Origin of the sequence: Inquilinus limosus DSM 16000, assembly GCF_000423185.1 — a bacterium.
Classification (GTDB): Bacteria; Pseudomonadota; Alphaproteobacteria; order DSM-16000; family Inquilinaceae; genus Inquilinus; species Inquilinus limosus.
This window is the reverse complement of record NZ_AUHM01000015.1, coordinates 158631-178820: the sequence shown is the minus strand read 5'-3', so window position 1 is coordinate 178820 and position 20190 is coordinate 158631. Positions and strand designations below refer to the sequence as shown.

Sequence of the window (20190 nt, the reverse complement as noted above, 5' to 3'; positions counted from 1 at the left end):
GAGAGCCTAATTGGCGCTGGCCAGCCGACCGCTGTGGCTGGTCGCCCGCTCCGGCTCCGCCGGCACGGCCGAGGCGTTGCGCGCGTGGTGGCGCTGCAGCATCGGCCGCAGGACCGCCACCGCCATGAAGGCGGCGATCAGATCCATCGCCGCGACGGTGTAGAGCACCGAGGACCAGGTGCCGGTCGCCTCCATCAGCAGGTTGCCGATCGGCACCAGGAGGGCGGCGACGCCCTTGGCGCAGTACAGCACGCCGTAGATCTTGCCGAGATGCTTGGTGCCGAAGGTGTCGCCGGCGGTGGCGCTGAACAGCGAGTAGACCTCGCCCCAGGCCAGGAACACGACGCCCGACAGGATCAGGAAGGCCCAGGGATTGTGGCCGAAGGTGCCGAGCGCGACGATGCCGAGGCCTTCCATGGTGAAGGCGATGCACATCGTCTTCTCGCGCCCGATATGGTCGGACACCCAGCCGAAGAAGGGCCGCGAGATGCCGTTCATGATGCGGTCGAGCATCAGGGCGAATGGTAGCGCCGCCATGGTGAAGAAGTACAGGTTCACCGGCATGTCCTTGACGCCGAGATCCTGGGCGATGACGCCGAGCTGGGCGACCGCCATCAGACCGCCGGTGACGGTGCAGATGAACATGCCGAGCATGACGTAGAACACCGGGGTGCGCAGCGCCTCGCCCAGGGTGTAGTCGCGCCGCACCTGGGCGACCTTGGTCGAATGCGTGACCTCGTCCTTCTGCGGCGCGCGCAGGAACCAGGCGGCGAGGAAGATGATGCCGCCCTGGATCAGGCCGAACCAGAAGAACGCCGTCTGATAGCCCGAGCCGGCGATGACGTTGGCGATCGGGATGATGGTCAGGGCCGAGCCGGCGCCGTAGCCGCCGGCGGTCAGGCCCACGGCCAGGCCGCGCCGGTCCGGGAACCACTTCAGCGCGGCGTTGACGCAGGTGGCGTAGACGCAGCCGACGCCGATGCCGCCGATCACGGCGCCGACATAGAAGCCGGTCAGCGAGGTGGCGTAGGAGTTCACGACCCAGGACAGGCCGGTCATGACGCCGCCGACCAGCACCAGGGCGCGGGGGCCGTACTTGTCGATGAAGTAGCCCTCGATCGGAGTCAGCCAGGTCTGGACGATGACGAAGATGGTGAAGGCCGTCTGGATCGCGGCCCGGCTCCAGCCATAGGTCTCCTGGATCTCCGGCACGAACAGGGTCCAGGCGTACTGGATGTTCGCGGCGGCAACCATGCAGACGATGCCGGCGACTAGCTGAATCCAGCGATTCGTCGGAGCTCTCCCCGTCCCCGCGTTCGCGTTGGAAATCGCACTCATGGCGATGGCTCTCCCAGTGTCTCGTTGCACTCGTTCGGCCGGTCGTTGAATGCCGGCGGTTCTTTGGCCTCCGATGGTCTACATCGACGGAGCCTGCGGGATCGGACCGGCCGTCCGGGCTTCCGGAGGCCGACCCTGCCTGATCCCGAATCGTCGGGCAGAGCCTGCAAAGGCGTAGGGCGCTGAGCGCCAATCGAGTCATGGAGGAAGGCAGGCGCTGAGCGCCGCTTGGCATCGAAGCCGGACCGACATGTCGCGTCGCCCGGATGCGCGATCGGCGACGGCGCGGGCCGACAATCTCCTCTCAACCGTCGGCGGGTCTGCCCGCGACCAGTCATGATCGGCAGGATTCCAGCTGGTATACAAAATGTAATATGTCTGAACCTGCTTCCCCGTGCAACAGGTTTGCGTCAGGCGTGGAAGAGTCCCGCGCCTGGTGCAATTGCGGCCGGGGTGTCCTGGCCCGCCAGGGCCTCCGCCATGCCGCGCGCGATCTCGCGTTCGCCCATGATCACCGCGTCGGCGCCGAGGCTGCGGAGATGCTCGACCTCGGCATCCGAATGCGCCCGGGCGATGATGGCGATGCCGGGATTGGCGGCCCGGGCCTGGGCAACGATCTGTCCGGCCTCGAAGGCGTTCGGGACGGCGACGGCGAGCTGCCGGGCCCCTGGCAGATTGGCCAGACTCAGCACCTCCGGCACCGCGGCGTTGCCGACGATGGTCTCGATCCCGGCCTCGCGCAGCCGCGCCAACGGCTGGTCGGCGTCCTCGATCACCAGGAAGGGCCGGCCGGCCGCCTGCAGCGCCGCGCCGATCAGGCTGCCGACGCGCCCATAGCCGACCAGCACGACGTGGTCCGTGAGCGCGGTCGGCGCCGCGGGCTCTTCCAGCGTGGCCGGTTCGGCTGGAAGCGGCGCCTCGGGCGCCGCCGCGACCTCCGCCGGCGGCACCTCTTCGGGCTGAGCGGCCGGAGCCGGCGCCGGGCGCTCGAGCAGCGGCCGTAGCCGGCCGAAGGCGTTGAACACGACGGGGTTGAGCAGGATCGACAGGATCGCGCCGCCCAGGATCAGGTCCCGCCCGGCCTCCGGCAGCAGGCCGAGCTTCACGCCGAGCTCGGCCAGGATGAAGGAGAACTCGCCGATCTGCGCCAGGCTGGCGGAGATCAAGAGCGCCGTCGTCACCGGATGGCCGAACAGACGGACGATGACGAAGGCGGCGACCGACTTGCCGATGACGATGATGAAGACCACGGCCAGCAGCGGCAGCGGGTCGCGCCACAGGCTGGTCGGGTCGAACAGCATGCCGACCGAGACGAAGAACAGCACCGCGAAGGCGTCGCGCAGAGGCAATGTCTCCTGCGCCGCGGCGTGGCTGAGCTCGGATTCGCTCAGCACCATGCCGGCGAAGAAGGCGCCGAGCGCCAGCGACACGCCGAACAGCTTGGCCGAGCCGAAGGCGACACCGAGCGCGATCGCCAGCACCGCCAGACGGAACAGCTCGCGCGACCCGGTGTGCGCCACATAGTGCAGCACCCAGGGGATCACCCGGCGGCCGACGACCAGCATCAGCGCGACGAAGGCGGCGACCTTGACCAGGGTCAGCACCAGGATGCCGCCGACGCCGAGGTCGAGACCGAGGGAGACGGCGAGCGGATCGGAGCCGACATCCATGCCGCCATTCACCAGCCCCGCCAGCGCCGGCAGCAGGACCAGCGCCAGCACCATCGCCAGATCCTCGACGATCAGCCAGCCGACGGCGATGCGGCCGCGCTCGGTCTCCACCAGCCGGCGTTCCTGCAGTGCCCGCAGCAGCACGACGGTCGAAGCGACCGACAAGGCGAGGCCGAAGACCAGGCCTCCGGCGACGGTCCAACCGAGGGCCAGGGCCAGGCCGAGGCCGAGCGCGGTGGCGAAGCCGATCTGCACCACGGCGCCGGGCACGGCGATCGCCCGGACCGACAGCAGGTCCTTCAGCGAGAAATGCAGCCCGACACCGAACATCAGCAGGATGACGCCGATCTCCGCCAGCTCCGGCGCCAGCGCCTGGTCGGCGACGAAGCCCGGCGTGTGCGGGCCGACCAGGATCCCGGCCAGAAGATAGCCGACCAGCGGCGGCGCCTTCAGCCGGTTGGCGATGGCGCCGAACACGAAGGCGAGACCGAGGCCGGCGACGATGGTGGCGATCAGGGGGGTGTCGTGCGGCATGGATGCGCCTCGGCCTCCGGAAGCAGAGATGGTCGGGGATGCATCGGCCGGGCCGACACGGTGTCCATCATTTATGATTGAAGGCGCCGATCACAACCTTTGATATGCGCGACGACGAAATTTTCTCCGGCTTGGAAGCCGATGGCGGCGTAGCGATAATCCGGGGAGGCGTTCGTGAAGCACCAGGATCCCCATGCCCCAGCATATCGGCATCGTCGGCTGCTCCGCCGAAGGCGCGGCGCTCTGCTACCGGACCATCTGCACGGAGGGTGCGCGGCTGCTCGGCCCGCACGCCCATCCCGAGGTCTCGATGCACACCCCGTCCCTCGCCGACTATGTCGCCTGCCTCGAGCGCGGCGACCGGTCGGGCGTGGCGCGGCTGATGCTGGCCTCGGCCGAGAAGCTGGCGCGGATCGGCGCGGATTTCCTGATCTGCCCCGACAACACCATCCATCAGGCGATGGCCGAGGTGCTGCCGCGCTCGCCCCTGCCCTGGCTGCACATCGCCGAGGTGGTGGCGGAGGAGGCCGTCGCCCGCGGCTTCCGGCGGCTCGGTCTGACCGGCACGCGCTGGCTGGTCGACAGCGAGGTCTATCCGGAGAAGCTGGCGGCGCGCGGGCTAGAGGGTCTGCGCCCGACGCCCGCGGAGCGCGAGGAGACCAACCGCGTGATCATGGATGAGCTGGTCTACGGCAGGTTCACGCCCGAGGGCATCGCCTGCTTCCAGCGGGTGATCGGGCGGATGAAGGACGAGGGCTGCGACGCCGTCGTCCTCGGCTGCACCGAGATCCCGCTGATCATCGACGACGCGAACTCGCCGCTGCCGACGCTCGATTCGACCCGGCTGCTGGCCCAGGCGGCGCTGCGCCGGGCGGTCGGGACCGGGCGCGGCTGATCGCCCGCCCGACAGCCGACCGGCTTGCCAGACCCGTGCCGGGCGACGATTGTAGCGCGGTTCCGAATCCGGCCCGCCTCCCGCGCCCGCCGGACTCCCGCCGATCGACGATCCGACACACGCCGCCATCGCGACGGCCGCGCCCTTTCGGAGGATGACGATGAAATACCTGCACACCATGGTCCGCGTGACCGACCTGGAGCAGTCGCTGCACTTCTACCGCGACCTGCTGGGCCTGAAGGAGACCCGCCGGACCGAGAACGAGAAGGGCCGCTACACGCTGGTCTTCCTGGCGCCGCCGGGGCAGGAGGACGCGCCGATCGAGCTGACCTACAACTGGGACCCCGAGGTCTACACCGGCGGCCGCAATTTCGGCCATCTGGCCTATGAGGTCGACGACATCTACGCCTTCTGCGACAAGCTGCAGAAGGCGGGCGTCACCATCAACCGGCCGCCGCGCGACGGCCGCATGGCCTTCGTCCGCTCGCCCGACAACATCTCGATCGAGATTCTGCAGAAGGGCGAGGCGAAAGCGCCGGCGGAGCCCTGGGTGTCGATGCCGAACACCGGCACCTGGTAGATCCGGAGCGGAGGGGCGAATGAGCCGGGCGGCGGCACTTCGCATCAGCGGCCTCGCGGCGTTGGCGCTGCTGTCGGGCTGCGTGGAACAGGCCGCCTCGTCCCCCTCCCCCGCCGCGGCGGAGGCGCCGCAGCGCTGGAAGGCGCTGCTGGTCGCCGCCGACGACGCCGAGCCGGTGTTCGACAACGGCGTCGACGCGCTGCGGCACAAGCTGCTGTCCTTCGGCGTGGCGGCGGACGACATCGTGGTGCTGAAGGCCGACGCCCGACGGCCTGAGTCGGTCGCGACCAAGGCGAATGTCGATGCCGGGATCGCCGGCCTGGCGGGCCCCGCCGGCACCGGCTGCTTCGTCTACATCACCTCGCACGGCGCCGAGGGCTACGGCCTGTTCGCCGCCGCCGAGGATGCGGTGATCCCGCCAGCCTATCTGGCGCAGGCCCTGGACGGCGCCTGCGCCGGACGGCCGACGGTCCTGGTCACCTCCGGCTGCTATTCCGGCATCTACACCGACACGCCGGCGCTGACGACGCCGGACCGCATCGTGCTGACCGCGGCCCGCGCCGACCGGCCGTCCTTCGGCTGCAGCGCCGGCGAACGCTACACCTATTACGACCGATGCTTCCTCGACTCGCTGAAGCGCGGCGCCGCCTGGACCGCGATCGCAGCCGAGGTCTCCGGCTGCGTCGCCCGCCGCGAACGGGTGAAAGATTTCCCGGCGTCGGAGCCGCAATCCGCCTTCGGCCGCGACGTCGCGAAGCTGACTGCGTTCTGACTAAGCCCTGACCGGCCGGCGCATGCACAGGCGCGGGATGATGTCGATGCCCCTGGCCGCGATCATGTCGCGAATCGCGGCGAGGCCGGGCCCAAGCTCCTCGTCGCGCATCGGCGTGAAACCGAGCCGGCTGTAGTAGGGCGCGTTCCAGGGCACGTCGCGAAAGGTCGACAGGGTCAGCTCCGGCACCCCCTGGTCGCGGGCGACGGCCTCGATCCGGTCGATCAGCGCCGCCCCCAGGCCGCGCCGGGCATGGTCGGGATGGACGTCGAGCTCCTCGATATGCAGCGTGCCGTCGATCTCGCCGAACAAGGCGAAGGCGACCGGCCGGTCGGCGGCGTCGACGGTGACCAGCAGCCGCCCCTCCCGCGCCCGCAGCAGCACCTCCTCCCGCTCCGCCGGCTCGAAGGCCGCGATCTGCGGCAGGCCGATGCCGCGGAACTGCGATGCCGCCGCCACCTCGATGGCGCGGACCGTCTCGACCTCGTCCGGGCGGCCCGGACGGATCCGGTAGGAGTCCTTCGCTTCCGTCATGCGCTCAACTCGGCCCGCGGCCTGCCCTCCACCGCGGCTTCGCCGGCATAGGTACCGGCGGCCAGGGCCAGATGGCGGTGCAGCAGCGCAGCCGCCCATTCGACCTCTCCGGCCTCGAGCGCGTCGAGGATCGCCAGATGCTCGCGGCACGACTGCTCGACCCGGCTCTGCGGCAGCTGCACGAAATCGGCATATTCCTGCATCCGGCGCAGCGCGTTCTGCTGCCGCACCGCCTGCAGGAAGAAGCGGTTGCCGGAGGACGCGGCCAGCATCTCGTGGAAGGCGGTGTTGACCCGGAACCACTCGTCGGTGCCGACGCCGCCGGCGGCGCGGGCCAGGATGTCCTCATGCGCCCGGCGCAGCTGCTGCACCCGGTCGCGGTCGACGCGGAAGCCCGGCTGCCGCAGCGCGGCGCACTCCACCACCATGCGGAACTGATAGCTCTCGGCCACCGCCTCGTCGGTCTCCAGCGAATCGACGAAGCGCCAGCCATGGCCGCGCTGGCGCTGCACCAGCCCCTCGGCGGCGAAGCGCATCAGCACCTTCCGGATCACGCCGCGCGAGACGCCGTAGCGCGGGATCAGCTCGGCCTCCGACACCTCCTGCGGCAGGCGGCCATTGGCCCGGTCGGCCATGATCGCGGCGTAGACCTCCTCGCCCTCCGAGCGCGGAATCAGCTTGGCGATCTCGTCACCCTCCGGCCGGCGCAGCACGACGAAGCCGCGGCCGGGTCCGGCCTCCAGCACGCCGCGCGCCACCAGCAGGTCGAGCGCGCCGCGGATCGGCGAGCGTGACACGCCGAGCGCCCGGGCCAGCGCCTGTTCCGACACGCGCGTGCCCGGGGGCCAGCCCTCGTCGCGCATACGCTCGACGATCTGCCGGGCCAGTTCCAATTGCAGCGGGCTCGCCCGCTCCGCCGCTTCCACCGCTGCCGTCACGCCGTGCTCCACGCTTTCACGCCCTCATGATAGCCATCGCGCGGCGCGGGAAAAGCACGCGCAACGGACATGCAAAGTTCTTTCAACTTCACAGCATGCCCGAAAAATGTGTTTTTCGTCTCTATAAAGTGCATTACGGTGTGACCATCCGATGACAACGGGTCCCCGATCATGACGCCCTTCCCCTTCGTCGACATCCACGGCACGCCGCGCGAACGCGGCCGGCAATACGGCGCCGCCGCGGCCGACCGCACGCGCAAGAGCGTCGAAGTCTATGCCCGGCAGCTGCGCGATCTCGGCTACGACTGGGCGCAGATCCGCGGCTTCGTCGCCGATTTCGTGCCGAAGATGGAGGACTTCGCGCCGGAGCTGATCGAGGAGATGCGCGGCATCGCCGAGGGGGCGGAGCTGGAGTTCGAGTCGGTGGCGCTGATCAACTGCCGCACCGAGGTGATGCAGCTGGCGCACCGGCGGAAGGGCCTGGTCGAGGACGATCCGGACGGCTGCACCGGCGCCGTGATCCTGGGTTCGGCCAGCGCCGACGGCCAGCTGATCCACGGCCAGAACTGGGACTGGCGGGCGGAATGCGCCGAGACCGCGATCGTGCTGCGGGTGCGGCGCGAGGACGGGCCGGACGTGCTGACCTTCACCGAGGCCGGCGGCTTGGCCCGCAACGGACTGAACTCGGTCGGTACCGCGATCACCGCCAACTATCTGGAATCCGACCGCGACTACAGGCTGGGGGTCGGCGTGCCGCTGCCGCTGATCCGGCGGAAGGCGCTGGAGCAGGAGCATTTCGCCCTGTCGATGCGGGTCGTGGCGGTGACGCCGAAATCCGCCTCGAACAACATGATCCTCAGCAATGCCGGCGGCTTCGCCATCGACTTCGAATGCGCGCCGGACGAGACCTTCCCCCTCTATCCCGAGGACGGGCTGCTGGTGCACGCCAACCATTGGCGCAGCCCGGTCGCGCTGGCGAAGCTGAAGGAGGCCGGGATCCCGAGCTCGCCCGAGAGCTACTACCGCGACTGGCGGGTGCAGCAGCATCTCGCGGCCAAGCGCGGCCAGCTGACCGCCGAGGACATGAAGGCGGCCTTCTTCGACGATTTCGGCGCGCCCTACGCCGTGTGCCGGCCGCCGCGCCCGTCGCAGCGGAACAACCTGTCGGCCACCGTGGCGATGGTGATCATGCGCCCGGCCGAAGGGACCATGGAGGTGGCGCCGCTGCCGGCGCTGAACCGGACCTTCACCACCTACTCGCTCGACCTGTCCCGCCGGACCAAGAACGCGGCCTGAACCGCCCGGCAGTTTCCATCGCCTCAGCACAGGGAGGCCCTGATGACCCGTCTTTCCCGTCTTGCTCTCGCGGCGGCGCTCGCCTCGACCGTCCCGGCCTGGGCGGCGCCGCCCTCCGACACCATCCGCGTGGCGCTGAACGGCGACCTGCGCAGCACCGATCCCGGCACCAAGCGCGACGACAACACCGATGCGGTGATCCTGCATGTCGTCGAGGGCCTGGTCGCCTACCGCGAGGACGCCACGGTCGGGCCGATGCTGGCCGACAGCGTCGCCGTCTCCGACGACGGCAAGACCTACACCTTCAAACTGCGCGACGGAGTGAAATTCCAGAACGGCGCGCCGATGAGCTCGGCCGAGGTGGTGTGGAGCTGGAAGCGCTGGCTCGACCCCAAGACTGAGTGGCGCTGCCTGCCCGAGTTCGACGGCCGCGGCCGGATGAAGATCGAGGCGGTCGAGGCGCCGGACCCGAAGACGGTGGTGTTCAAGCTGAACGCGCCGAGCGCGCTGTTCCTGACCACCATGGCCCGGACCGACTGCGCCGAGGGCGCCATCCTGCACCCGGATTCGGTCGGGCCGGACGGCAAGTGGATCGCCCCGATCGGCACCGGCCCGTACAAGCTGGAGAAGTGGGAGCCGGGCCAGTACGTGCTGCTGAAACGCTTCGACGGCTACGCTTCGCGCGGCGGCGACCGCGACGGCTACACCGGCGGCAAACAGGCGCTGGCCGAGACGGTGCGCTTCAACATCATCGGCGACCCGGCGGCGGCGAAGACGGCCCTCCTGTCCGGCGACATCGACCTGGTGCCGGATGTCAGCATCGCCGACAAGCAGGAGATCGACGGCCAGGAGGGCGTGCGCACGGAGCTGGCGCAAACACTCTCGATGAGCGCGATCCTGATCCAGACGCGCGATCCGCTGCTGAAGGACGTGCGCATCCGCAAGGCGCTGGCGCTGGCGATCGACAACACGCAGATCGCCCAGGCGGTGACCCAGGGCACCTCGCCGCCCAACCCCTCCGTGGTCCCGGCTGCCAGCCCCTACTATACCGACGCGCAACGCCAGGGTTACGGCGGCAATGTCGAGGAGGCGAAGGCGCTGCTGGCCGAGGCCGGCTACACCGGCCAGCCGATCAAGATGCTGGTCAACCGCAAGTACCAGAGCGTCTACGACACTGCGATCCTGGCCCAGGCGCTGGCCCAGCAGGCCGGCATCAACATCGAGCTCGAGGTGCTGGACTGGGGCGCGCAGCTGGACCGCTACACCTCCGGCCAGTACCAGACCATGTCCTTCAGCTATTCCGCCCGCATGGACCCGGCGCTGAGCTACGAGATGGTCTCCGGCCCGAAGGACCAGCAGCCGCGCAAGGTGTGGGAGAACCCGGAGGCGCTGAAGCTGATCCAGGACGCGATGGTGACCAGCGACCCGAAGCAGCGCCAGGCGATCTTCGACAAGCTGCACCAGATGCAGATGGCCGACGTGCCGCTGATCGTCACCTACAATGGCGCCGAGATCGCCGCCGTCTCCGACCGGCTCGAGGGCTACAAGCCCTGGGTGGCGTCGAAGCCGCGGTTGTGGAACGTGGCGATCAAGAACTGAACCGGCCCTGCCGGGGGAGGCCGCGATGCTTCGCTTCCTGCTGCAACGCCTGGGCATGGCGGTGCCGACGCTGCTGATCGTCGCCGTCACCGTCTTCGCCCTGATCCGTCTGATCCCGGGCGACCCGGTGACGCTGATGCTGGGCGACATGGCGGACCCCTCCGCCGTCGCCGATCTGCGCCGGTCGCTCGGGCTCGACCAGCCGATCCCGGTGCAGTTCCTGTACTGGCTCGGCAACGTCCTGTCGGGCGATTTCGGCCAGTCGATCAGCACCGGCCAGGCGGTGCTGCCGCTGATCCTGGACCGTTTCTCGGTCAGCGCCACCATCGTGTTGGTGGCGGTCGGCCTGGCCAGCCTGGTGGCGGTGCCGGCCGGCATGGTCGCGGCCTGGAAGCAGGACAGCCCGCTGGATCTCGCCGTCATCTCCGGCGCCACCCTGCTGCTGTCGATCCCCAGCTTCTGGCTGGGGCTGCTGATGCTGTTGCTGTTCGGGCTCAAGCTCGGCTGGCTGCCGGTGATCGGCTACGTCCCCTTCGCCGAGGATGCTGGCGCCGCCCTGCTCTACATGATCATGCCGGTGGCGACGCTGGTGCTGGTCGAGACCGGGGTCGTCGCCCGCATGGCGCGGGCCAGCACGATCGAGGTGATGCGGCTGGAATACATCACCCATGCCCGGGCCAAAGGTTTGTCCGAGAGCGCGGTGCTGTGGCGCCACGCCTTCCGCAACGCCTTCGCCCCGACCTGGACGCTGATCGGCCTGATCCTGGGCAACCTGCTGGGCGGCATCGCCGTGGTCGAAACGGTGTTCACCATCCCCGGCCTCGGCCGCCTCCTGGTCGATTCGATCTATGCCCGCGACTATCCGGTGGTGCAGGGCTGCCTGCTGTTCGTCGCCGGCATCTATGTCGTGGTCAACCTGGTCGTCGACCTCCTCTACCCCCTGTTCGATCCGCGGGTGACGGCATGAGCGCACAGGCTGAGACCCCCACCCCGCTGGCCCTGCCGAAGCGGCGCATCCGCGGCAACGCCGCGATCGGCGGGCTGATCATCGGCGTCCTGGTCGCGACGGCGCTGATCAGCGCGGTGTGGACGCCCTACGACCCGTTGAAGATCGACATCCTGTCGCGCTTCAAGCCGCCCTCGGCCGCGCATTGGCTGGGCACCGACGAGTTCGGCCGCGACGTGCTGAGCCGGGCGATGAGCGGCGCCGGCACCAGCAGCTGGATCAGCCTGCTGACCGTCGCCACCGCGGTCACCGGCGGCACGCTGATCGGCGTGCTGACCGGCTATCTGCGCGGCTGGGTCGACCGCGTCATCATGATGTTCAACGACGCGCTGCTGGCCTTCCCCGGCATCCTCCTGGCGCTGGGCATCATGGCGATCCTGGGCGCCAACAAGTACGGCATCATCCTGGCCCTCGGCCTGGCCTACATGCCTTCGGTGGTGCGCGTCGTGCGCGGCACGGTGCTGTCGATCCGCGGCCGCGAATTCGTCGAGGCGTCGCAGGTGATGGGCAATTCCGAGCTGTACACCATGGCCCGGCACGTGCTGCCGAACTGCATCGCGCCGCTGACCGTGCTGGCCACCAGCATGTTCGGCTGGGTGCTGCTGTCGGAGAGCGCGCTCAGCTTCCTCGGCCTCGGCGTGCCGCCGCCGGCTGCCACCTGGGGCAACATGCTGGCCGCCAGCCGGCCCTATATCGGCACGGCGCCCTGGCTCGGCATCTTCCCCGGCCTGTGCATCTCCCTGACCCTGCTCGGCATCAACCTGTTCGGCGACGCGATCCGCGACCGCCTCGACCCCAGGATGCAGCGATGAGTCCCCTCCTCTCGGTCGAGCACCTGACCATCCGTGCCGGCGAGGGCGGCCCGGTGGTGGTCGACGACCTCAGCTTCGCCCTCCCGGCCGGCGAGATGCTGGCGCTGGTCGGCGAATCCGGCAGCGGCAAGACCATGGCGGCGCGGGCCGTGCTGGACCTGCTGCCGCCGCCGATGCAGCGGATCGGAGGGTCGGTCCGCTTCGACGGGCAGGACCTGGCGACGCTGCCGCCCCGTAGCCTGCGGAAGATCCGCGGCGCCCGCATCGGCATGGTATTCCAGGAGCCGATGGTGTCGCTGAACCCGTCGATGACCATTGGCCGGCAGATGGCCGAGGCGTTGAAGCTGCATCTGCGCCTGGACGATGCCGAGATCCGGCGCCGGAGTCTCGCGATGCTGGAGCGGATCCGCATCGCCGATCCGGAGCGGTGCCTGTCGGCCTATCCGCACGAGTTCTCGGGCGGCATGCGGCAGCGGATCATGCTGGCCTCGGTGATGCTGACCAAGCCGGCCCTGCTGATCGCCGATGAGCCGACCACGGCCCTGGACACGCTGGTCGCGCGCGAGGTGCTGGACCTGATGGTCGAGCTGACGCGCGAGAACGGCACCGCGGTGCTGATGATCAGCCACGACCTGGCGATGGTGGCGCGTTACGCCCGCCACGTGGTGGTGCTGCAGCGCGGCCGCGCTGTCGACGGCGGCCCGACGGAGCAGGTCCTGCTCAGCCCGCGCGACGACTACACCCGCAAGCTGCTGGACGCGCTGCCGAAGCGCGGCCCGGCCCGGCCGGCGGCCGGCAGCAGCGAGCCGCTGATCGCGGTCGAGGACGTGACCATCGACCATGCCGGCCGGCAGCGCCTGTTCTCGCGCACCCCGCCGAAGCGGGCGGTGGACGGAGTCAGCCTGGCGATCCATCCGGGCGAGACGGTGGCGCTGGTGGGCGGCAGCGGCAGCGGCAAGACCACGCTGGGCCGCGCCATCGTCGGCCTGCTGAGGCCCAGCCATGGCCGCATCCTGTTCCGCGGCCGGGACGTGCATGGCGACCGGCAGGACGCGGCGGCGCGGGACCATCGGCTGAACTGCCAGATGATCTTCCAGGACCCCTACTCGTCGCTCGACCCGCGAATGAAGGTCGGTGCCATCGTGGCCGAGCCGCTGCGGTTGGTGCCGGAGATGACCGCCCCGCAGAAGGCCGAGCGGCTGGCCGAGACCCTGACCGATGTCGGCCTGTCGCCGGACCACGCCAGGCGCTATCCGCACCAGCTGTCGGGCGGGCAGCGCCAGCGCGTGGCGATCGCCCGGGCGATCATCCGCCGCCCGGCCTTCGTCATCGCCGATGAGCCCGTCTCGGCGCTGGACATGACGGTGCAGAAGCAGATCCTGGAGCTGTTCCGGGCGCTGCAGGACCGCTACGGCTTCGCCTGCCTGTTCGTGTCGCACGACCTGGGCGCGGTGGAGCAGGTGGCCGACCGGGTGGCGGTGATGCAGTCGGGCAAGATCGTCGAGGCCGGGCCGCGCGACGCGGTGTTCGACCATCCGCAGCACGACTACACCCGCGAGCTGCTGGCTGCGGCCCCGGCCTTGCACCGGCTGGACGGCGGCGGCTTCGAGCTGAAGGGCCGGCGCATCGCGGCGGCGTGACGGGTAAGCCCGGCGTCACCTCCCGATGCCCGCAACCACGGCGATGCCGAGGCCGACGATGAAGCCGCCGGCAATCCGCCGCTGCCACAGCAGGACGCCGGGCCGGCGCATGATCCATGAGCCGACCGACCCGGCGGCGACGGCGTAGCTTGCCAGCACGAGCAGGCCCGTCGTCTTCTGCGTCGCGCCCAGCAGCAGCATCTGCAGGGTGACGGAGCCGCGCGCCGGATCGACGAATTGCGGCAGGAAGGCGATCATGAACGAGAGCGGCCACGGGTTGAGCAGATTGGCGATCATGCCCTCGCGTGCCGCGGCCAGCGGCGATACCGGTCGGTCCGAAGACGGGGCGTCGCCTGCCGGGGACGAGAGCATCAGCTTCAGGCCGAGCCAGACGAGATAGGCCGCCCCGCCCCATTGCAGCAGGCGAAAGGCGAGCGGCGACGCGGCCAGCAGCGAGGTCACCCCGAACGCGATCAGGGGAAGCTGGACCATGCCGGCGCCCACGGTCATCCCGAGCACGGTGAACAGGGCGACCCCGCGTCCCTGCCCGATGCCGCGCGCCATCACCAGCATGCTCTCGGGGCCGGGCGGCATCTGCGTCAGGATGACCGTCCCGACGAAGGCAATCCATAGCGCCGGATCGATGGGCTGGGCCTCCCTCGCTGAACCATCTCGTGGGTCGGTTCGTCCGGGACGAACCGTCTGCTGCCATGCCAACGGGCTGATGAACGGATCGTCGCCGGCGAGCGCAGCGGAGCGGCTCGCGCGTCCAGGAAAGATGGCATCACGGCCGCGCAGACGCGCGCAGGCTTCTCCACCCTCCGGCAAGGAGGAAGGCTGCATGATCGCTTCGCAGGTTGGGTTCGCCGCACGCGATGCGAACTCCCATTCCATCTGTCATGCCCGGGCGGGTCCTCGGGTCAAGCCCGAGGACGGGCATCCAGGAATGTCGATGCCGCTCCGGGTGGCCCCTGGATCGCCGGGTCAAGCCCGGCGATGACAGCGGAGGAGATTGCGCTCACCCCGTGTCCGGGGCCCTGGGCTTGCGGCTGCGGCTGCGGCTGCGGCTGCGGCCGCAGCCAGGGCGGCGGGGCGCGGGCGGATCGTCCTCCGGCGCCAGGAAGCCCAGCTCCTCCATCGCCGCATCGGCGATGGCGAGCCACCAGTCCGTCTCCGGCGGCAGCCCGTACGTCCGGCACAGCTCCGCCACCATGGCCGGCGCCGGGCAGGACTCGACCCGCTCCGCCATCTCCGGCCGCTCCAGATACTCCCGGACCTGGTAGCCGAGCCGGGCGCTCTCCTCCTCGCTCTCGATCGTCTCGTCGATCGCCGCCGCCACCGCCAGGAACACCCGCAGCGGGCGGTTCGCCTCGACGACCGCCATCCGCCGCCCCACGGCCCGGCGCCGCGCCTCCCGCTGCTCCTCCCGCCGCCTGTCGCCCATCCTCTCCTCCAGCAGCACGGTCAGCCGCACCGCGCGGGCGGCGGTGGCGAATCTCTGGCAGTAGTCGACGCCCGGCTGCGGCGCCTCGACCGCTTCCGTGCGGGTGGCCTCGGCCACCTCCATGCCCAATTCGGCCAGCCGGGCCAGCATGCGCAGATGCCGCGCCGCCCGCTCCTCCGCGGAAGCGGCCGCCGGTCCATGCCCTGATTGGTCTGCGCCTTGTTCATGGAACATATCATGAACGAAGATCGCCAGTTAACGATAGTGCACATCGTGTTCACTTGCGGCAGCCGCCCCCGTCGGCGCGGCCGTCGGGCCAGCCCTACGCCGCGATCGCCCCCAGGTCGTGGCGCATGATCGGGCGGGCCGGGGCGCGGCGGGCGACCTCAATGAAGCCGGCGCGCAGGAAGGTCGAGGCCGTGCCGGTGAAGATGTTGCGGGTGCTGCCCGGCACGCCGGTGTCGACCGGATAGGCTTCGAGAGCCGGCGCGCCCGCCCGCTTCGCCGCCGGCAGCGCCGCGGCGACGAGCTGCGACATGACGTTCTGCCGGCGACAGCCCCGGCGGACATAGAAGCAGGAGATCGACCAGACCGGCAGGTCGTCGACACGCAGGAACCACCAGGTGCGTTCGAGCCACCGCAGCTCCTGGCGCGGCCCGAGCTGGCACCAGCCCACCGGCCGGCCGCCGTCGAAGGCGAGCAGGCCGGGTGGCGGGCCGCGCCCGACGATCTCGCACAATGCCGCCCGGTTCCGCTCCCGCGGCCGGCGGCGATAGGCGCTGCCGATGCGCCAGTACATGCACCAGCAGCCGTTGCTGGCACCGGACCGGCCGAACAGATCCTCCAGCGCCGGCCACAGATCGGGCGTCAGCGGAAGAATCGTCAGCGCCACGGCAATGTCCTCCCGGTCAGTCCGACGCGCAGCCTATCAGCCGTAGCGCGCCGGAGACCAGGATCGGCGCGGCTTCATGCGCAACGCTGCGACGCCTACCCCGCCAGGGCCGTGGGCTGTTCGATCGGCGACTGCAGGTCGCACATCATCGCCGCCAGCCGGTCGCTCAGCGCCGGCGTGCAGGCGAGCAGCAGGTTGCCGCGGTGCAGGCCGTCATCCGCCAGGAAGTCGTTGGTCCAGCCGCCGGCCTCGCGCACCAGCAGGATGCCGGCGAGCGCGTCCCAGGCATTGATGTGCAGCTCGGCATAGCCGTCGTTCAGGCCGCAGGCGACCTCGGCCAGGCCGAGCGCGCCCGAGCCATGGCGGCGGAATTCCATGCCGGCCTGGGTCAGCCGCTGCAGCAGGGCGCAATAGGCCGCGAGCGGCCGGCGCTCGGACCAGCCCAGCTCGACCAGCGGCGCCGCGCCGTGCGCCAGGCCGCTGACCCGGATCGGCCGTCCGTTCAGCGTGGCGCCGCGGCCGCGCCGGGCGACGAAGAGGCGGTCGTCGGCCGGGGCGTAGATGATGCCGATCTCGACCTCCCCGCTCTGGAGATAGGCCAGCGACACGCACCAGCGGCCGGAGCCGTGGATGTAGCCGGCGGTGCCGTCGATCGGGTCGACCACCCAGACGCGGTCGGCCGCCTCGCCGCCGTATTCCTCGCCGATCACGGCGTCGCCGAAGCGGCGGGCGATCTCCTCGCGCACCATCCGCTCCACCGCCCGGTCGGCCTCGGTGCAGAAGTCGATCGCGCTCTTGGCTTCGACCGGCGCCAGGGTGCGGCGCATGCCGAGCGCCAGCGCGCCGGCGCGCAGGGTCAGATCCAGGCCGAAGGACTGGCGTTCGTCCAGCTCGTGCATCAGAGAGCCTCGCCCGCCGGGACCAGGGCGGCACCGTCCGCCGGGATCGAGACGCCGACGGCCGTCCCCGGGGTCAGGGGCGCGGCGACGTTGCCGTCGATGATGAAGGCCTCGACTCCGATCTCGGGCAGCTCTACCCGGTACTCCATATGGCTGCCGAGATAGGCCGCCTTCCGGACCGTGCCGGCGAGCTCGCCGCGCTGCGGCCCGCCGGCGCGCAGCCGGAAGGCCTGGGGCCGGACCGCGACCTCGACCGGGCCGACCGGCAGGTCGCGATGCGGCAAGGCCAGGGTGGCGCCGCCCAGCCAGACCTGCGCCAGCGCCCCGTCCCGCCGCTGCAGCGTGGCCGGCAGCAGGTTGGCGTTGCCGATGAAGTCGGCGATGAAGCGGTTCGCCGGCCGCTCATAGAGATCCCGCGGCGTGCCGTCCTGCACGATCCGGGCCGAATGCATCACCACGATGCGGTCGGAAACGGCCAGCGCCTCCTCCTGGTCGTGGGTGACGTAGACGACGGTCAGGCCGAGCGACTGCTGCAGGCCGCGGATGTCCTCGCGCACCCGCCGCCGCAGCTTGGCGTCCAGGTTCGACAGCGGCTCGTCGAACAGCAGCACCTTCGGCTCCAGCACGATGGCGCGGGCGACGGCGACCCGCTGCTGCTGGCCGCCCGACAGCTCGCTGGGCAGGCGGCGCTCGAAGCCCGACAGGCCGACCGCCGCCAGCTTCTCCGCCGCCATCGCCTCGGCCTTCGCCTGCGGGATGCCGGAGGCGCGCAGCCCGTAGCAGACGTTCTGCATCACCGTCATATGCGGGAACAGCGCATAGGACTGGAACACCATGCTGACGTCGCGCTCGGCGGCGGAGCGGTGGGTGACGTCCTCGCCGTCGATCAGGATCCGGCCCTCGCTGGCGAGCTCGAGCCCGGCGACGAGGCGCAGCGTCGTGGTCTTGCCGCAGCCGGACGGGCCTAGCAGCGTGACCAGCGTGCCGCGCTCGATCGCGAAGCCGACGCGGTCGACCGCGGTCACCGGCCCGTAGCGCTTGCTGACGGCGCGGAACTCGACCGCGGGGACGCCGCCGGCGCCGCCGCGGAGGCCGGCCGCCGCCGGCAGGATCAGGTTGATATCGCTTGTCACGCCTGCACCACTGCTTGCCGGTTGCGGGTTGCCGGGGCCGCCGCGGCGCGGCGGCCGATCCGCCGTTCGCCGACCAGGGCCTGGATCGCCGTGAGTGCCAGGACCATGATCGTGATCAGCACGGCGGAGTAGACGATCGCCAGGCCGTATTCGCCGAACTCGGCCCGGCCGACGATGTAGACGGTGGCGAGGTTGAACTCGCCGCTGACCAGGAAGATCACCGCGCTGACGCTGGTGATCGCCCGGACGAAGGCATAGACCAGGGACGTCGCGATCGCCGGCCGCAGGATCGGCAGGATCACCCGCCGCAGCGTGGTGGCCGAGCGCGCGCCGAGCGTCAGCGACGCCTCGTCCAGGCTGCGGTCGATCTGGCTGAGATTGGCCAGGCCGGCGCGGATCCCCACCGGCATGTTCCGGAACACGAAGGCGATGATCATGATCATCGCGGTCCCGGTCAGCTCGATCGGCCCGCTGTTGAAGGCCAGGATGTAGCTGATGCCGATCACCGTGCCCGGGATGGCGAAGCTCATCATCGTCAGGAACTCGAAGGCGCCGCGGCCGGCGAAGCGCTGCCGGTTCAGCAGATAGGCGGTGAGGATGCCCAGTGCCGCGGTCGGCACCATGGCCAGCAGCGCCACCTCCAGCGTCGTGATCAGCGAGTTCCAGGCCGATCCTGCCAGGTACCAGCCATGGTCGCTCTGGCCGATCGCGAAGGCGGTCAGGAAATGCTTCAGCGTCAGGGTGTTGTCGCTGCCGATGGCGCTGACGAAGCCGCCGACCAGGATGATGCCGTAGACCGCGACGGTCAGGGCGATCCAGGGCAGCACCACGGCGTAGCACAGGATCCGCAGCGGCGCGGGCAGCGGGCCGGGCAGGCCGGCATCGCCCTTGCCGGCGACGGTGACGTAGCTGCGGCGCCCGATCCACAGCCGCTGCAGCAGGAAGGCGGACAGGCTGAAGGTCAGCAGCACGATCGCCAGCACCGCGGCCTGGCCCTGGTCCTGCGCCGCGCCGACCACCGCGAAGTAGACGCTGGTCGACAGCACGCGGAAATTGCCGCCGATCATCATCGGGTTGCCGAAATCGGCCAGGCTTTCGATGAAGGCGATCAGGAAGGCGTTGGCGAGGCCGGGCCGGATCAGCGGCCAGGTGACGTGGCGGAAGGTGCGCCACGGCCCGCTGCGCAGGGTCTGCGACGCCTCCTCCATGCTCGGGCTGACGCCCTGCAGCACGCCAAGCAGCACCAGGTAGGAGATCGGGGTGAAAGCCAGCAGCTGGGCGATGGTCAGGCCCGGCATGCCGTAGAGCCAGCGGCTGCGCGGCAGGTCGAACCAGTCGTTCAGCAGCGTCGAGACCATGCCGGCGCGGCCGAACAGCAGGATCAGCGCCAGGCCGATGACGAAGGGCGGCGTGATCACCGGCAGCACCGCCAGCACCTTGAACAGGCGCGGGAACGGGAAGCGGGTGCGCTGGGCGACCAGCGCGAAGGCGAGGCCTAGGAGGGTGCTGAGCACGCCGACCAGCGTCGCCTGGGCCAGCGAGTTCCAGGCCACGCCGCAGCTGCGCCCGCCGGACAGGCAGGCCAGGCCCCAGATCGAGGAATCGGTCAGCTTGTCGGCGAACATCGGCAGGTCGACCTGCCCCTCATTGTCCTTGAAGGCCGACAGCAGGACGCAGAGCACCGGATAGCCGACGAAGACCAGGATCGAGCCGCAGACGACGACCAGCGCGCCGACGGTGAAGGCGTCGCCCTTGCACCAGCCCTGCCGGGCCAGGCCATGCGCGGCCAGCAGGCCCATGGACAGGAGGAAGGCCAGCGCCCCCCAGCCGAGAGCCGGCTGGGAGGGCGCGGCGCCGAGGACGCCGGTGAGATCCGCGATCGCCCAGCCCTGCCGGTCGACGGCGAAGCCCTGCAGCAGGGCCCAGGCGACGCCCGCCGCCCCGGCCCAGACCAGGAGCCGCGGCTGCCGCCGCAGCTCCGCGACGCTGGCGAGCAGGAGCGGCAGCAGCAGGCCGAGCAGCCAGGGATGGCCCCGCGCCGCCTCGACCACCGCCGGCGCCCCGCCTTCGGTCAACGCCCGGACCAGCCCGCCCTCGATGCCGTACCAGGGCAGGACCAGGACCGAGGCCCAGCCGAGCAGCAGGCACAGCCGGGCGCCCGAGAGCCGCGCCGCGGCCGCCCCTTTCCGGAGTCCCGTCGCCGTCACG

Annotated in this window: 18 protein-coding genes; 8 read left to right on the top strand and 10 right to left on the bottom strand. The window is 70.5% G+C overall.

Annotated features, from left to right (window positions below):
• Nucleotides 1-6: 6 nt before the first annotated feature.
• Nucleotides 7-1254 carry an oxalate/formate MFS antiporter gene (oxlT, locus tag G537_RS0116205; protein ID WP_026871013.1) on the bottom strand — a complete coding sequence of 416 codons (1248 nt, stop codon included), beginning with the start codon at nt 1252-1254 and terminating at the stop codon, nt 7-9.
• Nucleotides 1255-1748: 494 nt separating this feature from the next.
• A complete protein-coding gene (gene ybaL, locus G537_RS0116200) occupies nt 1749-3542 on the bottom strand; it encodes a YbaL family putative K(+) efflux transporter (protein ID WP_026871012.1) in 1794 nt (597 codons plus the stop codon).
• A 193-nt stretch (nt 3543-3735) separates the two neighbouring features.
• Between ybaL and G537_RS0116195 the strand changes: the two genes are divergently transcribed.
• The 3 genes from G537_RS0116195 (at nt 3736) to G537_RS42090 (ending at nt 5789) form a co-directional block, all read left to right on the top strand.
• Entirely contained in the window at nt 3736-4437 is a 702-nt protein-coding gene (locus G537_RS0116195) for an aspartate/glutamate racemase family protein (protein ID WP_026871011.1), read from the top strand.
• 160 nt (nt 4438-4597) lie between these two features.
• Nucleotides 4598-5017 (top strand): VOC family protein, encoded by a 420-nt coding sequence (locus G537_RS0116190; protein WP_026871010.1) that lies wholly within the window; start codon nt 4598-4600, stop codon nt 5015-5017.
• A gap of 19 nt (nt 5018-5036) precedes the next feature.
• Nucleotides 5037-5789, top strand: coding sequence for a C13 family peptidase (locus G537_RS42090; RefSeq protein ID WP_051248471.1), 753 nt, complete (start codon nt 5037-5039; stop codon nt 5787-5789).
• Here G537_RS42090 and G537_RS0116180 read toward each other — a convergent pair whose 3' ends face one another.
• Both G537_RS0116180 and G537_RS38280 read right to left on the bottom strand, forming a co-directional pair.
• Entirely contained in the window at nt 5790-6323 is a 534-nt protein-coding gene (locus tag G537_RS0116180; RefSeq protein WP_026871009.1) for a GNAT family N-acetyltransferase, read from the bottom strand.
• Nucleotides 6320-7261 (bottom strand): GntR family transcriptional regulator, encoded by a 942-nt coding sequence (locus tag G537_RS38280; protein WP_051248470.1) that lies wholly within the window; start codon nt 7259-7261, stop codon nt 6320-6322. The genes G537_RS0116180 and G537_RS38280 overlap by 4 nt, the downstream gene beginning before the upstream one ends.
• A 171-nt stretch (nt 7262-7432) precedes the next feature.
• On the opposite strand from G537_RS38280, the gene G537_RS0116170 reads away from it, so the two are divergent.
• From G537_RS0116170 to G537_RS0116150, 5 genes are read left to right on the top strand one after another with little or no spacing between them, the layout of a single operon-like run.
• On the top strand, nt 7433-8557 hold the full coding sequence (locus tag G537_RS0116170; RefSeq protein WP_034851884.1) for a C45 family autoproteolytic acyltransferase/hydrolase: 1125 nt from the start codon (nt 7433-7435) through the stop codon (nt 8555-8557).
• A gap of 42 nt (nt 8558-8599) precedes the next feature.
• On the top strand, nt 8600-10156 hold the full coding sequence (locus tag G537_RS0116165; RefSeq protein ID WP_026871007.1) for an ABC transporter substrate-binding protein: 1557 nt from the start codon (nt 8600-8602) through the stop codon (nt 10154-10156).
• A gap of 25 nt (nt 10157-10181) precedes the next feature.
• On the top strand, nt 10182-11123 hold the full coding sequence (locus G537_RS0116160) for an ABC transporter permease (RefSeq protein ID WP_026871006.1): 942 nt from the start codon (nt 10182-10184) through the stop codon (nt 11121-11123).
• On the top strand, nt 11120-11974 hold the full coding sequence (locus G537_RS0116155) for an ABC transporter permease (protein ID WP_034851883.1): 855 nt from the start codon (nt 11120-11122) through the stop codon (nt 11972-11974). Before G537_RS0116160 ends, G537_RS0116155 begins: the two co-directional genes overlap by 4 nt.
• On the top strand, nt 11971-13614 hold the full coding sequence (locus tag G537_RS0116150; protein WP_026871004.1) for an ABC transporter ATP-binding protein: 1644 nt from the start codon (nt 11971-11973) through the stop codon (nt 13612-13614). Before G537_RS0116155 ends, G537_RS0116150 begins: the two co-directional genes overlap by 4 nt.
• 15 nt (nt 13615-13629) lie before the next feature.
• Here the strand turns inward: G537_RS0116150 and G537_RS0116145 are convergent, their stop codons facing one another.
• The 6 genes from G537_RS0116145 to G537_RS0116120 all read right to left on the bottom strand — a co-directional run bounded on the left by G537_RS0116145 (nt 13630) and on the right by G537_RS0116120 (nt 20189).
• Nucleotides 13630-14508 carry a LysE family translocator gene (locus tag G537_RS0116145; protein ID WP_211230401.1) on the bottom strand — a complete coding sequence of 293 codons (879 nt, stop codon included), beginning with the start codon at nt 14506-14508 and terminating at the stop codon, nt 13630-13632.
• A 124-nt stretch (nt 14509-14632) separates the two neighbouring features.
• Nucleotides 14633-15208: a hypothetical protein gene (locus tag G537_RS0116140; RefSeq protein ID WP_026871002.1), complete on the bottom strand. Its 576-nt coding sequence runs from the start codon at nt 15206-15208 to the stop codon at nt 14633-14635.
• 172 nt (nt 15209-15380) lie between these two features.
• Nucleotides 15381-15950, bottom strand: a complete 570-nt coding sequence (locus G537_RS0116135) for a GNAT family N-acetyltransferase (RefSeq protein ID WP_026871001.1) — start codon at nt 15948-15950, stop codon at nt 15381-15383.
• Nucleotides 15951-16045: 95 nt separating this feature from the next.
• Nucleotides 16046-16849, bottom strand: coding sequence for an inositol monophosphatase family protein (locus G537_RS38275; RefSeq protein WP_051248468.1), 804 nt, complete (start codon nt 16847-16849; stop codon nt 16046-16048).
• Complete coding sequence (locus G537_RS0116125) at nt 16849-17982, bottom strand: ABC transporter ATP-binding protein (protein WP_245579032.1); 1134 nt, start codon at nt 17980-17982, stop codon at nt 16849-16851. Before G537_RS0116125 ends, G537_RS38275 begins: the two co-directional genes overlap by 1 nt.
• Nucleotides 17979-20189 carry an ABC transporter permease gene (locus tag G537_RS0116120; protein ID WP_081688842.1) on the bottom strand — a complete coding sequence of 737 codons (2211 nt, stop codon included), beginning with the start codon at nt 20187-20189 and terminating at the stop codon, nt 17979-17981. The genes G537_RS0116125 and G537_RS0116120 overlap by 4 nt, the downstream gene beginning before the upstream one ends.
• Between the last annotated feature and the right edge of the window lies 1 nt (nt 20190).

Coding starts and splice junctions, on each gene's coding strand:
- G537_RS0116165 (WP_026871007.1), top strand. CDS start 8,600: ATGACCCGTCTTTCCCGTCTTGCTCTCGCGGCGGCGCTCGCCTCGACC.
- G537_RS38275 (WP_051248468.1), bottom strand. CDS start 16,849: ATGCACGAGCTGGACGAACGCCAGTCCTTCGGCCTGGATCTGACCCTG.
- G537_RS0116150 (WP_026871004.1), top strand. CDS start 11,971: ATGAGTCCCCTCCTCTCGGTCGAGCACCTGACCATCCGTGCCGGCGAG.
- G537_RS0116145 (WP_211230401.1), bottom strand. CDS start 14,508: ATGGAATGGGAGTTCGCATCGCGTGCGGCGAACCCAACCTGCGAAGCG.
- G537_RS0116155 (WP_034851883.1), top strand. CDS start 11,120: ATGAGCGCACAGGCTGAGACCCCCACCCCGCTGGCCCTGCCGAAGCGG.
- G537_RS0116195 (WP_026871011.1), top strand. CDS start 3,736: ATGCCCCAGCATATCGGCATCGTCGGCTGCTCCGCCGAAGGCGCGGCG.
- G537_RS0116140 (WP_026871002.1), bottom strand. CDS start 15,208: ATGCTGGCCCGGCTGGCCGAATTGGGCATGGAGGTGGCCGAGGCCACC.
- oxlT (WP_026871013.1), bottom strand. CDS start 1,254: ATGGTTGCCGCCGCGAACATCCAGTACGCCTGGACCCTGTTCGTGCCG.
- G537_RS0116180 (WP_026871009.1), bottom strand. CDS start 6,323: ATGACGGAAGCGAAGGACTCCTACCGGATCCGTCCGGGCCGCCCGGAC.
- G537_RS0116190 (WP_026871010.1), top strand. CDS start 4,598: ATGAAATACCTGCACACCATGGTCCGCGTGACCGACCTGGAGCAGTCG.
- ybaL (WP_026871012.1), bottom strand. CDS start 3,542: ATGCCGCACGACACCCCCCTGATCGCCACCATCGTCGCCGGCCTCGGT.
- G537_RS42090 (WP_051248471.1), top strand. CDS start 5,037: ATGAGCCGGGCGGCGGCACTTCGCATCAGCGGCCTCGCGGCGTTGGCG.
- G537_RS0116170 (WP_034851884.1), top strand. CDS start 7,433: ATGACGCCCTTCCCCTTCGTCGACATCCACGGCACGCCGCGCGAACGC.
- G537_RS0116160 (WP_026871006.1), top strand. CDS start 10,182: ATGCTTCGCTTCCTGCTGCAACGCCTGGGCATGGCGGTGCCGACGCTG.